General features: G+C 61.1%; 14 protein-coding genes. 11 read left to right on the top strand and 3 right to left on the bottom strand.

All coding sequences use genetic code 11. The features are described 5' to 3' along the window. Positions 1–53 precede the first annotated feature (53 nt). From urtB to PQQ86_RS30540, 6 genes are all read left to right on the top strand, one after another. The gene (gene urtB / locus PQQ86_RS30565; RefSeq protein WP_408275566.1) at positions 54–971 is read left to right on the top strand and encodes an urea ABC transporter permease subunit UrtB; all 918 of its coding nucleotides are present in this window, start codon (positions 54–56) and stop codon (positions 969–971) included. Positions 972–1,031: 60 nt separating this feature from the next. Continuing rightward, on the top strand, positions 1,032–2,195 hold the full coding sequence (gene urtC, locus PQQ86_RS30560) for an urea ABC transporter permease subunit UrtC (RefSeq protein WP_408275563.1): 1,164 nt from the start codon (positions 1,032–1,034) through the stop codon (positions 2,193–2,195). Then, on the top strand, positions 2,192–2,935 hold the full coding sequence (gene urtD, locus PQQ86_RS30555; RefSeq protein ID WP_408275560.1) for an urea ABC transporter ATP-binding protein UrtD: 744 nt from the start codon (positions 2,192–2,194) through the stop codon (positions 2,933–2,935). Before urtC ends, urtD begins: the two co-directional genes overlap by 4 nt. A gap of 34 nt (positions 2,936–2,969) precedes the next feature. Continuing rightward, the gene (urtE, locus tag PQQ86_RS30550) at positions 2,970–3,659 is read left to right on the top strand and encodes an urea ABC transporter ATP-binding subunit UrtE (protein ID WP_408275557.1); all 690 of its coding nucleotides are present in this window, start codon (positions 2,970–2,972) and stop codon (positions 3,657–3,659) included. A 36-nt stretch (positions 3,660–3,695) separates the two neighbouring features. Next, positions 3,696–4,928, top strand: coding sequence for a formamidase (gene fmdA, locus PQQ86_RS30545; protein WP_211703476.1), 1,233 nt, complete (start codon positions 3,696–3,698; stop codon positions 4,926–4,928). An 81-nt stretch (positions 4,929–5,009) separates the two neighbouring features. After that, positions 5,010–5,378: an FmdB family zinc ribbon protein gene (locus PQQ86_RS30540; RefSeq protein ID WP_408275553.1), complete on the top strand. Its 369-nt coding sequence runs from the start codon at positions 5,010–5,012 to the stop codon at positions 5,376–5,378. A gap of 89 nt (positions 5,379–5,467) precedes the next feature. Here the strand turns inward: PQQ86_RS30540 and icmH are convergent, their stop codons facing one another. The 3 genes from icmH to tssJ all read right to left on the bottom strand — a co-directional run bounded on the left by icmH (position 5,468) and on the right by tssJ (position 8,325). Beyond that, positions 5,468–6,247, bottom strand: a complete 780-nt coding sequence (gene icmH / locus PQQ86_RS30535) for a type IVB secretion system protein IcmH/DotU (protein WP_408275550.1) — start codon at positions 6,245–6,247, stop codon at positions 5,468–5,470. Continuing rightward, entirely contained in the window at positions 6,244–7,590 is a 1,347-nt protein-coding gene (gene tssK / locus PQQ86_RS30530; protein ID WP_093638429.1) for a type VI secretion system baseplate subunit TssK, read from the bottom strand. The genes icmH and tssK overlap by 4 nt, the downstream gene beginning before the upstream one ends. Positions 7,591–7,698: 108 nt before the next feature. Further along, on the bottom strand, positions 7,699–8,325 hold the full coding sequence (gene tssJ / locus PQQ86_RS30525; protein WP_256458319.1) for a type VI secretion system lipoprotein TssJ: 627 nt from the start codon (positions 8,323–8,325) through the stop codon (positions 7,699–7,701). A gap of 363 nt (positions 8,326–8,688) precedes the next feature. Here tssJ and PQQ86_RS30520 point away from each other — a divergent pair, with 363 nt between their 5' ends. From PQQ86_RS30520 to tssE, 5 genes are all read left to right on the top strand, one after another. After that, positions 8,689–9,381, top strand: a complete 693-nt coding sequence (locus tag PQQ86_RS30520) for a tetratricopeptide repeat protein (protein WP_408275546.1) — start codon at positions 8,689–8,691, stop codon at positions 9,379–9,381. A gap of 37 nt (positions 9,382–9,418) precedes the next feature. Continuing rightward, positions 9,419–9,967, top strand: a complete 549-nt coding sequence (tssB, locus tag PQQ86_RS30515; protein WP_097396852.1) for a type VI secretion system contractile sheath small subunit — start codon at positions 9,419–9,421, stop codon at positions 9,965–9,967. A gap of 18 nt (positions 9,968–9,985) precedes the next feature. Further along, the gene (tssC, locus tag PQQ86_RS30510) at positions 9,986–11,476 is read left to right on the top strand and encodes a type VI secretion system contractile sheath large subunit (protein WP_097396851.1); all 1,491 of its coding nucleotides are present in this window, start codon (positions 9,986–9,988) and stop codon (positions 11,474–11,476) included. A gap of 72 nt (positions 11,477–11,548) precedes the next feature. After that, positions 11,549–12,052, top strand: coding sequence for an Hcp family type VI secretion system effector (locus PQQ86_RS30505; RefSeq protein ID WP_054036475.1), 504 nt, complete (start codon positions 11,549–11,551; stop codon positions 12,050–12,052). Between the two features lie 82 nt (positions 12,053–12,134). Next, positions 12,135–12,614, top strand: coding sequence for a type VI secretion system baseplate subunit TssE (tssE, locus tag PQQ86_RS30500; RefSeq protein WP_054036473.1), 480 nt, complete (start codon positions 12,135–12,137; stop codon positions 12,612–12,614). Positions 12,615–12,632: the final 18 nt, after the last annotated feature.

The following is a 12,632-nucleotide window of genomic DNA, read 5'->3' as shown; positions in this document are numbered from 1 at the left end:
TCAGGCGCGCTGCCGCCACGTGAGCGCGCGCGGATCATTTCGAGGAGAGCGTCATGTCGGCTTCAGACATTCTTAACGTCACGCTGATGCAGGGCTTTGCCGGCCTGAGCCTGTTCAGCGTGCTCCTGCTGATGGGGCTGGGGCTGGCGGTGATCTTCGGCCAGATGGGCGTCATCAACATGGCGCACGGCGAGTTCATGACGATTGGCGCGTACACGATCTACATGTTCTCGCAACTGGCCGACAACTACTGGCATGGCTACGCGCCGGTGTACTTTCCGATCGCGATCGGCGCCGCCTTCGTGCTGGCATTCGCGGCAGGCTGGGTGGCGGAGTGGGCGCTGATCCGCCATCTGTACCGGCGTCCGCTCGACACACTGCTGGCGACCTGGGGCCTGAGCCTGGGGATGCAGCAGGTGTTTCGCTCGGTGTTCGGCCCGAAGGAGGTGAGCCCCACGCTGCCGGACTGGTTGATGGGTTCGTGGTCGCCGAAGCCGGGTCTCGACATCCCGATCAACGGACTGTTCGTGATGAGCCTCGCGGTGCTGATGACCGGCGGTGTACTGCTGGCGCTATATCGCTCGCGCTGGGGACTACGAGTGCGCGCCACCGTCGCGAACCGGCAGATGGCGAACGCGGCCGGCATCGATACCCGCAAGACCGACCGGCTGACCTTCGCGATCGGCTGCGGGATCGCGGGCGTGGCGGGCGCGGCGTTCACAGCGATCGGCTCAACGGGACCGACCAGCGGGTCACTCTACATCGTCGATTCGTTCCTGGTGGTGACGTTCGGCGGCGCGGCGAGTCTGCTCGGCACGGTGGCGTCCGCGTTCGGCATCGCGCAGATGCAGTCGATCAGCGAATTTTTCATGACCGGCTCATCGGCTCGCGTGGTGACGCTGCTCACCATCGTCGTTGTGCTGATGTTGCGGCCGCAAGGGCTCTTCGCTTCGAAGGTGCGTCGTGCCTGAGCACTCATCGACTGCGCCACTGAACGGCTGCCTCAATCGCTTCAGCCCGGAGAAACGAATATGGACCAGCTGAACCCTTCCGCCGGCGCGTCCGGCGCGCCCGGCCCCGCCGCGGCCCGCGCCGGCTTGCGGCCCGCGCTGAAGCGCTGGCTGACAGGCGATGGCTACGGCAGCATCGTCGTGCTGGCGTTGCTGATTCTCGTCGTGTTTCCACTCGCGCTCGATGTGTTCCGCCTGAACCTGATGGGCAAGTATCTGACTTATGCGTTCGTCGCCGTTGGGCTCGTGATGGCGTGGGGCTATGGCGGTGTGCTGAGCCTAGGGCAGGGCGTGTTCTTCGGCCTCGGCGGCTACTGCATGGCGATGTTTCTGAAGCTCGAAGCTTCGGACCCGATCAGCACAAAGATCCAGTCGACGCCGGGCATTCCCGACTTCATGGACTGGAATCAGTTGACCGCCTTGCCGTTCTGGTGGAAGCCGTTTCATTCGCTGCCGTTTGCGCTGGCGGCGGTGCTGGCCGTGCCATGCGCGCTCGCGTTCGTGGTCGGCTTCGCGATGTTCAAGCGGCGCGTGGGTGGCGTCTACTTCGCGATCATCACGCAGGCGGTGGCGCTGATCCTGTCGGTGCTGATCATCGGCCAACAGGGCTATACCGGCGGTGTGAACGGCATCACCGATCTGCGCACGCTGCTCGGCTGGGATATTCGCGGCGATGGAGCAAAGCTGATCCTGTACTTCGTCAACGCGGTGCTGCTGCTCGTGGCCATTGTTTGCTGCCGGCAGATTCAGCGCAGCAAGCTCGGTACCTTGCTGCTCGCAATGCGCGACAAAGAGGACCGGGTGCGCTTCTCCGGCTACGACGTCGCCATGTTCAAGGTGTTCGCGTTTTGCATCGCCGCTGTGCTTGCGGCGATCGGCGGGGCGATGTTCACGCTGCAGGTCGGTTTCATGTCGCCGTCGTTCGTGGGCATCGTGCCGTCAATCGAGATGGTGATCTACGCCGCGGTGGGCGGGCGCATGTCGCTGGTGGGCGCGGTCTACGGCGCGGTACTCGTCAATCTCGGCAAGACGTGGTTCTCCGAGAGTTTCCCGAACCTGTGGCTGTTTCTGATGGCCGCGCTCTTCATTGGCGTCGTGTTGGCGTTTCCGAACGGGCTGGCGGGTCTCTACGACAGCCACGTCAAACCATGGCTCGCGCGCCTCGGCGCAAGGAGCGCTTCATGAGCAATACCGATTTCGTGCTGGCCGTCGAAGGCCTGAGCGTGTCGTTCGATGGTTTCAAGGCCATCGATTCGTTGAACCTGTATGTCGATCGCGGCGAGTTGCGCGTGGTGATCGGGCCGAACGGCGCGGGCAAGACGACGCTGCTCGATCTGATCTGCGGCAAGACACGAGCGAGCGAAGGCAGTATCAAGTTTCGCAACGAGGAGATGACGCGGCTGCCGGAGTTTCGCCGCGTGCGCAAAGGGATTGGCCGCAAGTTCCAGACGCCGTCGATCTACGAAAACCTCTCAGTGTTCCAGAACCTCGAGGTGTCGTTCCCGCGCGGGCGGGGCGTCTTTGGCGCGCTGACGTTCCGGCGCACCGGCGATGTGCTCGACCGTGTGCGCAGCGTGGCCGGTGAAATCGGCCTTGAAAACCAGCTCGATCTCGAGGCCGGGCTGCTGTCGCACGGGCAGAAGCAGTGGTTGGAAATCGGCATGTTGCTGATGCAGGAGCCGGAATTGCTGATGCTCGACGAGCCGATTGCCGGCATGAGCGTGCGCGAGCGCGAGGTTACGGCCGAGCTGCTCAAACGGATCTGCCAGAACCGCTCGATGATCGTGATCGAGCATGACATGGCGTTTGTCGCGCAGATTGCCCACAAGGTCACCGTGATGCACCAGGGAAAGATTCTCTCCGAAGGGGCGATGGAACAGGTGCAGGCGGATCCGCGCGTCATCGACGTTTATCTCGGCCACTGAGCTGGCTATCGAGTCGTTCACGGAGGAGCCCAGCATGTTGAATGTCGACGACGTATTCGTCAGTTACGGCCAAAGCGAAGCGCTGCATGGCATCAGCTTCAACGCCGCCCGCAACGAAACCGTGGCGATCATGGGACGCAACGGAATGGGCAAGACCACGCTGTTCAAATCGCTGATCGGCATTTTGCCGCTTAAGGCAGGTTCGGTGCAGGTAGACGGTGAGGAGGTGTCGCGTGACGAGAGTTTCCGACGGGTCGCCAAAGGCATCGCCTATGTGCCTCAAGGCCGGCAGATTTTCGCAACGCTGAGTGTCGAAGAGAATATCCAGACCGGTCTCGAGAATGCCCCCACGAAAACGGTACCCGAAGAGATCTACGCACTGTTTCCCGTGCTTTACGACATGCGCACCCGCAAGGGCGGCAACCTCTCCGGCGGCCAGCAGCAACAACTGGCGATTGCCCGCGCGCTCGTTGCTCAGCCCAAAGTGTTGTTGCTTGACGAGCCGACCGAGGGCATCCAGCCGTCGATCATCAAGGACATTGCCAAAGCATTGAACGAGATCCGCAAGCTGCGCGATATCACGATCATCGTGTCGGAGCAGGTGCTGAGTTTTGCGCTCGACGTCGCAGATAGGCTGTTCGTTATCGAAGGCGGCCGGCTCGTGCACGAGAGTCCGCGCAGCGCCGTCGACACTGCAAAGATTCGCGAATACCTGTCGGTGTGAGCCGACTGTCTGTCATTTCCTGGAGGAGGGTTTGCAATGGCTGAAACGCTAATCAAGGTCGACCTGAAACAGTCGGCCTACGACAACGAAAACGTCCACAACCGATGGCATCCGGACATCCCGATGGCCTGCTGGGTCAATCCCGGCGACGATTTCATTCTCGAAACCTACGATTGGACCGGCGGTTTCATCAAGAACAACGATAGCGCTGACGACGTGCGCGATATCGACCTGTCGATCGTGCACTTTCTGTCGGGACCGGTCGGCGTCAAGGGCGCGGAGCCGGGCGATCTGCTGGTGGTCGATCTGCTCGATATCGGCGCGAAGCAGGAAAGCCAGTGGGGCTTCAACGGCTTCTTCTCGAAGAAGAACGGCGGCGGCTTCCTGACCGATCATTTCCCGCAGGCGCAAAAGTCAATCTGGGACTTCCATGGTCTCTACACCAGTTCGCGGCATATTCCCGGCGTGAACTTCGCGGGGCTGATTCACCCGGGGCTGATCGGGTGCCTGCCCGATCCGAAGATGCTGGCGACGTGGAATGAACGCGAGGCGGCGCTGATCGCCACGGACCCGCAACGTGTGCCCGGCCTCGCCAATCCGCCGTTCGCGGCGACGGCGCACATGGGACGACTCGCTGGCGACGATCACGCCAAAGCTGCCGCCGAAGGGGCGCGCACAGTGCCACCGCGTGAGCATGGCGGCAATTGCGACATCAAGGATTTGTCGCGGGGCTCGAAGGTGTACTTCCCCGTGTATGTCGACGGTGCAGGCCTATCGGTTGGCGACCTGCACTTCAGTCAGGGCGACGGCGAAATCACTTTCTGCGGCGCGATCGAAATGGCCGGCTGGGTACATATGAAGGTCGAGCTGATCAAGGGCGGCATGGCGAAGTACGGCATCAGGAATCCGATCTTCAAACCGAGCCCGATCACGCCGAACTACAACGACTACCTGATTTTTGAAGGTATCTCGGTCGATGAGCAGGGCAAGCAGCACTACTTGGACGTGCATATCGCATACCGGCAGGCTTGCCTGAACGCGATTGAATATCTGACGAAGTTCGGCTATTCACGCGCACAGGCCTATTCGATTCTTGGTACTGCGCCTGTACAAGGGCATATCAGCGGTGTGGTCGATGTGCCGAATGCGTGCGCCACGCTGTGGTTGCCCACGCAGATCTTCGACTTCGATATCCGGCCGAGTTCGGCCGGGCCGGTCAGGCACATCGCGGGCGGGGTGGATCTGCCGTTGTCGCCGGATCTGGTCTGACGCGTGTCTTATTGAGCGGGCGCGATAGCGCGTGCCGAGGCCGCCGCGCAATCAGTACGGCGGCCATCCGGCATGCTGGCGATGCAAATACCGATCCACCGATCTTTAGAGGGCAGCACGATGCCGACTTACGACTACCGTTGCGATACCTGCGGCCCCTTTGCCGCGATACGCCGCGTCGCCGAGCGCGATACGGCCTGCGCGTGTCCTGCTTGCGCCGCACCGGCGCAGCGCATGCTGAGTCTGCCGGCGTTGTCGCTGATGTCGACGGCCGCGCGTGCCGGTCACCAGACTAACGAACGCTCCGCGCATGCGCCGCAGCGTTCGGGCGAGTACACGCATCGACATGGGCCGGGGTGCGGGTGCGGGGCGAAGGCGTCCGCCGGCGCGACGACCCAAGGCGGCCTCAAGACCAATCCTGGCGGGCGGCCGTGGATGATCAGCCACTGACCTGTCATACGGGGCCGTGCGCCGGGCAGCGGTTTATTAACGACGTTGCGTGCTGACGCACCCGGGCACAAAGGGTCCCTTAATGTCCCTTAAGGCAACGAAATCGTCAATGTGGCCGATTGCGGTCCGAGTTTGACCACCTGCGAATACGGAGCGAGCGTGCGCAACGTCTGATCTTTCAGGTAAGTATTCAGCCCCAAATAAGCGAGCAGCCCAACCAGCGCGAACACCGCGCCGATAGACCACAACGGCACCTCGCGCTTAAGCCGGTGCGCGACCTGGTCCGGCAGCGGCCAATGCGGCGCGAACGGTGCGCGCTTGCCTTTCATATGCGCGATTTCGTCGCCGATGCGCGCGGTCAGATAGGCGAGCTTCTCCGGTCCTTCGAGCAGATATTTGCCCTGGAAGCCGAGCAGCAGGCACATGTGGAACACCTCGAGCGACTGCAAACGCGCGGCGCCCTGCGCACGGCATTCCTCGAGATACTGGAAGAATTTCTCGCCTGCCAGTTGCTCACCGAACAGCACGAGCTGCAACGGCCGGCGCTCCCACTCCGTGCGAATCTTGAAGGTGGACGACAACACCGATTCGTCGATGGCCGCGCAGAACGCAAACTTGGACGCGTAGACATCTTCCGCCGACGCATTGAGCTTTTTCGCGCCGCGCTCGAAGTCGCCGAGAAACTGCTGGATGCGCTGGCTGAATTCGTTGGCTTCGCCGGGCTCGCGACCGTTCTTCAACAGAAACAGCATGAAGAAACCGTCGTACAGCAGATCGAGCAGCGAGCGGACCTGGTAGCTCGGCTCGGTCATGGGGGCGGGCGTCGCGGCAGGCGTGCTGCCGCCAAACAGGGAAGGCGCGTAGCTCATGATGTGACGGCGATCAGTTCGAGTTGAAGATCGTTGATGCCCGACGGCGCGTAAATCATTGCCGATTGGGCCTGCAACATACGGTCATACAATGCGCCGCGCGATTCGCAGGAGAAGTAGCATGCGCCCGGCCGCACCGGAATGGCGGGCGGGACTTGCGGCGTGTAGACGAGGCGCACGCCCGGCATGGCCGAGAGCACCAGCTTGTCGACGTCGTCTGGTGCGCCGACCTTGAAGCGGGCGGGTACGGCTTCGACGAGTTCCGCGGTCGGCATGTCCGCGGACACCGCGATGTAGAACATCGTTTTGTCGTCGATCTTGCCCGAGTCGAGACGGCCCGCATGGAACGACGGGCGCACTTCTTCGAGTGCGATCGCGAAGTAACGCGTGGAGATCACGGTTTCGAGCAGATCGCGCAGAATCGTGTCGAGACGCGCAAAGCCGGGGCCCGGATCGTCATGCCGGTAAGCCGGCAGATCGGACAGCGCATAACCCTTCGAAAACGTCATCAACTGGCCGGCCAGACGCAGCAATTCCTGAAACAGACGCTCAGGATGCAGCGCCGAATGCTGATACAGATGCGCGAGCGAGGCGAACGCGGCGCTCGCGGTGTGCAGCAGCCAGAACGACGCGATGTCGCCGGAGCGGAACTCGATGATGTTCTTGGTCGGCTCGCGGTGAAAACCATACAGCGCGTTGACCTTGGCCTGCAGCGCGTCGATCAGTTGACGCAGCCGTTGATGCAGGATCGGCGACGCGTCGATCGCGAGGCAGGGCGGCACGAACGTGTCGTCGATTTCAAAACCCGAGGTGGCGGTGCGGCGCACGCGCACGAGCGGCACCGACAACAACTGGTCGCGCGGCTCGCTATGCGCAATGAGTTTGACGCTGGTCTTCAGGAAGGTGATGTCGGCTTCGGCGGCGTCGGTGAAATGATCGGCCACCGGTGTCTGCTCGCTGACGTAACGCGACACGAAACCCGCATTGCTGTCTTGTGAATAGTTCGCGCCGGCTTCGCGCAACGGATGCAGCGCGAGATAAAAGGTAAATTCGTTGATGCCGTCTGGCAGCGTGTCGAGCGCGATCGGCGGTGGCAGGCCGTCGGCTTGCGGCGCGGAGTAGAGCGCGCCATCCGGAAACACTAGTGAGAGTTCGCTCACGCGCAGCACGTTGCTGCCGAGCGCGTCGCGGTCGAAGCGCGCCGAACGCACGCCCCAGTTGTACGGCTGGATTGCCTGGATCGATTCGAACAGGCGCGCCTCGTGATAGGCGTCCTGACGCTGAAAATGCTGCGGCCTCAGAAACAGGCCTTCCCCCCAGAGCACTTTTGCTGAATAACTCATCTCAAACCTGTTATATGCGTTCAGCGTGTGACGCGTCCGGAGATAACCGATTCGAACGCCGCATTGTTAATTCTCTAAAAACTGTTAAATCGTATTTGCACGGCATCTTTAGCCACAGCTTACCGAAGAAAGCATATTCAACGGCTGGGCGGGCAATCCCTGTTCTGGCGGGATCACAGTGCCGTTGGTCACCGTCATTGCACAGTTATGCAGGCCGATCATTATGCCGGATTTCTCCGACTTCGCCGGGTCGAAGGCGAATTTCCAACGTTGCATGGCCGGGTCGCGGAATAGAGCGACGATACCGAATGCCTGCGCTTCGCGCGAGACTTTTTCGGTAACGACGTAACGTTGACCGGGGATCAGCGTCACTTCGCGCACGCCCAGCAGATCGCCGCCCAGTACGGTCTTTTCCTTGGCCGGATCGGTAAAAGCGTCGAATGGCGCCTGCTGGAATGAAGTCGGGTCTTTCAGCACGTAAAGCCGCACGACCAGCGCCAATGGGCGATTGTCATTGGCGGAATTCAGATTCGGTGCGGCGTATAGCGTGAGGCCGACATTACGTGGTGGCTTTTGCGCGTCCGGCACGTCGGGCTTGCCGAGGCCGCTCGCCTGCAAAACCGCGTTGGCAGCGGCTCCCAGCGCCGGCACGGCGGCCGCGCAGCCGCCCAGAAGTGCGCATACCGCGGCGCTGGCAATCAATAGCGATGCATGGCGAACAAGACGCGAATTCATATACATCGACCGGCTCGGCGCCGTCCCCCGTCAAAACATCAATAACGAATTCAATCCGGCAAATTTGCAGCAACGCTATGCCGCGTAATGCCGCTTTATGCAAAGTGCATTGTTCTCTGGCACTCGCGTGTTGGCAGGCCGATATGCGGAAATTTTTTCCGTTCTCCGCAATGTGACTATTGCGCCAGGAAACAATTTCTGCATGTTTCGTTTAAATCATCCACGTGCATTTTTTTTGTGCAATGCTTCTTCACACGAAAGTTGAATTATCGAAAATTGGCCTGTACTATACCCGCGCAGTTGAAGCAAAGCAAAACTCCGGTTTTCCCTTGAATTAAAAAAATCGCACGTCGGTGAAAAACGATGAATGAGCGTCTGTTAGTAAAACTATCTGGGGTAGTGTTGGCATGCGGCGTGATTGCCGGTTGCGCGACACAGGGCAACAATACAGCGACCACACCGGAGGCTTTTAATAAGCAACTCGCGGACGCGGATACCGTCGCCAAGGGCGGTGATCAGGATCGCGCCATCTCGCTTTATCAGCAATTGTCAAAATCGGATCCGACCCGTGAAGAACCGTGGTCGCGCATTGCGCAGATCCAGTTCACGCAGGGTCATTACGGTCAGGCCATCGTCGCCGCGCAAGAAGCGCTGCAGCGCGACCAGACAGATCGTCAGGCCAAGAGCGTGCTGGCGGTTGCCGGCCTGCGCGTGGCCACGCAATCGCTCGGCGAACTGCGTCAGGATGCGTCGCTCGCGGGTGATGCGAAGTCAGACGCGCAAGCGCTCGCCAAGCAGCTGCGCGACACGCTCGGCGAAGCTACGTTGTTCCCGCCTGATCCGAACGACAAGCCGACCGCGAAGAAGAAACGCGTCGTTCGCCACGTCGTCGCCAAGGGCAAGACCGCGGATACGCCGGATGCCACTACCAGCGCAGCGGCTCCGGCCGCTACGCCGGCGGCTCCCGCAGCGCCCGCCGCCCCGGCTGCGCCTGCAGCACCCGCCAAAGCCGCACAAAGCGGCGGCGCGTCCGACCCGTTCAGCGCGCTGCGCTGATCCTCACGCCTGATCTATCTGCATCCGGGAGCCGACGATGGCGAAGAAAGAGAGTATTCAGAAACGTTTGCAAAAAGTGCGGCCTCCGCGCGTTCAACTGACGTACGAAGTTGAGCGCGGCGATGCGATCGAGATAAAGGAACTGCCGTTCGTCGTCGGCGTGGTCGCCGATCTGGCCGGGCAGTCCGAAGTCGAGCAGCCGAAGCTGCGCGATCGCAAGTTCGTCAACATCGACCGCGACAATTTTGACGACGTGATGAAAGCGATCGAACCGCGCGCTGCGTTTCAGGTGGAAAACCGCCTGAGCGAGACGGGCGGCAAATTTGCAGTCGACTTGCGTTTCAAGTCGATGGCCGATTTCAATCCGGATGAAGTGGTCGCGCAGATCGAACCGCTGCGCCGTCTGCTCGATGCGCGTTCGAAGCTGGCCGACCTGCGCAACAAGCTGGCCGGCAACGACAAGCTCGAGGACCTGCTGAGCGAAGTGCTCAACAACACGCAGCAGTTGCAGACGCTGGCGAAAGATCAGGGCAACGCAGCAGACCAGCACGCCGGCGCGCCGGATCACGACAAGCAGGGCGAATAAGTACGTACGGGGTGTGAGATGAACCAGCAAACGGCAGCAGCCCAACTCGCCAGCGCGCAGAGCGGCACGGAATCCACGCTGCTCGACGAAATCGTCGAGAAAAGCCGCGTGGCGAAGTCCGACTCAGAACACGCGCGCGCGAAAGACCTGATCGGCGAGCTCGTCCACCAGGTGCTCGACGGCACGGTGGTGATGTCCGACAATCTGTCGGCCACCATTGACGCGCGCGTCGCGGAACTTGACCGCCTGATCTCCGCGCAACTGAGCGCGGTGATGCATGCGCCGCAATTCCAGCGCATGGAAAGCACGTGGCGCGGCCTCGACTACCTGTGCAAGGAAAGCAATACCGGCTCGACCGTCAAGATCAAGGCGCTGCACGCGCCGAAACGCGACCTCGTGCGCGACTTCAAGAACGCCATCGAATTCGATCAGAGCGCACTCTTCAAGAAGGTATATGAAGAAGAGTTCGGCACATTCGGTGGCGCGCCGTTCGGCACGATCATCGGCGACTTCGAAGTGACGCGTCAGCCTGAAGACGTGTACTTCATCGAACAGATGGCGCATGTCGCGGCCGCGGCGCACGCACCGTTCATCGCATCGGCGTCGCCTGAACTGATGGGTCTCGAAACGTTTGCCGATCTCGGCAAGCCGCGCGATCTCGGCAAAGTGTTCGATACCGTCGAATACGCGAAGTGGAAGTCGTTCCGCGACTCCGAAGACTCGCGCTATGTCGGCCTGACCTTGCCGCGTTTTCTTGGCCGCCTGCCTTTCAATCCGAAAGACGGCGCCACGGCGGAAGGCTTCAACTTCGTCGAAGACGTGGACGGCACCGATCACAGCAAATACCTGTGGTGTAACGCAGCGTGGGCATTTGCCGCTCGCCTGACGGCCGCATTCGACGACTTCGGCTGGTGCGCGGCGATTCGCGGCGTGGAAGGCGGCGGCCTGGTGGAAGACCTGCCCACCCACACGTTCAAGACCGACGACGGCGAAGTCGCGCTGAAATGCCCGACCGAAATTGCGATTACCGATCGCCGCGAAAAGGAACTGAGCGACCTCGGTTTCATCCCGCTCGTGCACTGCAAGAATTCGGATTACGCCGCGTTCTTCGCCGCGCAATCGGTGCAGAAACCCAAGAAATACAGCACCGATAGCGCAAATGCGAACGCCGTGCTGTCCGCGCAGCTGCAGTACATCTTCTCGGTATCGCGCGTCGCGCACTACCTGAAGGCGATGATGCGCGACAAGATCGGCAGCTTCGCATCGGCGCAGAACGTCGAAGTATTCCTGAACCGTTGGATCTCGCAGTACGTGCTGCTGGACGACAACGCGACCCAGGAGCAGAAAGCGCAGTTCCCGCTGCGCGAGGCATCGATACAGGTCTCTGAGATTCCGGGCAAGCCTGGTGCGTATCGTTCGGTCGCGTTCCTGCGTCCGCACTTTCAACTGGACGAGCTGTCGATCTCTTTGCGGCTTGTCGCTGACCTGCCGAAACCGGCAAATTCATAAACGAAGTCAGAAAGCCCGTGCCGGCCGCACGGGCAGGCTGTTAAAACCACCTCTTTGGGGAGTCGATGAGTTATGAAGGACATCTATTTAAAATTCGGCAATCCGGCGATCAAAGGCGAGTCTGCCGATAAAGATCATGCTGGCTGGATCGAAATCGATTCGTGGAGCCACTCGATTACGCAACCGCGTTCGGCAACGGCTTCGACGGCGGGCGGTCACACGTCCGAGCGTTGCGAGCACGCTGACATGCAGTTCACGAAAGACATCGACGTGGTCAGCCCGCTGATCTATCAACACGCATCGGGCGGCACGACGTTCGACGAAGTGACGATCGACTTCATGCGTTCGGACGGCGAAGGCAACCGCATCAAGTACCTGGAAGTGAAGCTCAAGTACGTGATCATCTCGAGCGCCACGCCGAGCGTGGTAGGCGAAGGCCTGCCGACCGAACAGTTCTCGCTGAAGTACGCTGCCGTGCAGTGGAAGTACACGCAGCAGAAGATCGGCGGCAACCAGGGCGGCAACGCGCAAGGCGCGTGGAGCCTGACGAAGAACGACAAGACGTACGCGGTCTGATGCCGGGGCGCACGCGGCGTGCGGCCTGAAAAGGCTGACGCCCGCCGCGCGCGCCTCGCATCGAACCGGTTTTCGGACGCTGATGAAACGCTTCGAACCCAGCTTTCTCGACAAGCTGTTCGACGACGAACCGCATCTGCCGGCTTCCCCGGCGATGCGGCAATTGTCGTTGGACGAGTTGAAGGCCACCGTTGCGCGCGACGTCGAGGCAATCCTGAACACCCGGATCGCCCTGACCGAGCACGAGCTGGCGGCGCTGCCGGAATGCCAGCGCTCGGTGCTCACGTACGGCCTGAACGATTTCGCGGGCTTGAGCCTGGCGAGCCATTACGACCGTACGTTTATCTGCAAATCGATTCAACAGGCGATCGCACGGCATGAGCCGCGCTTGCAGCAGGTGGCGGTCACGCTCGAATTGAACGAACAATCCACCAACGCGCTGAACTTTGCGATTCAGGCGCTGCTGGTTGTGCACCCGGCGGAAGAACCGGTGAGTTTCGATGCGATGCTGCAGCCTTCTACGCTGCAATATTCGGTGACGCGCGCACGCGCGAAGCTTTAGTAGCTGATTTTGGCGGCT

This window comes from Paraburkholderia sediminicola (genome assembly GCF_046026675.1).
GTDB classification, from domain to species: domain Bacteria; phylum Pseudomonadota; class Gammaproteobacteria; order Burkholderiales; family Burkholderiaceae; genus Paraburkholderia; species Paraburkholderia sediminicola_F.
This window is presented reverse-complemented; position numbering and strand designations above follow the sequence as displayed.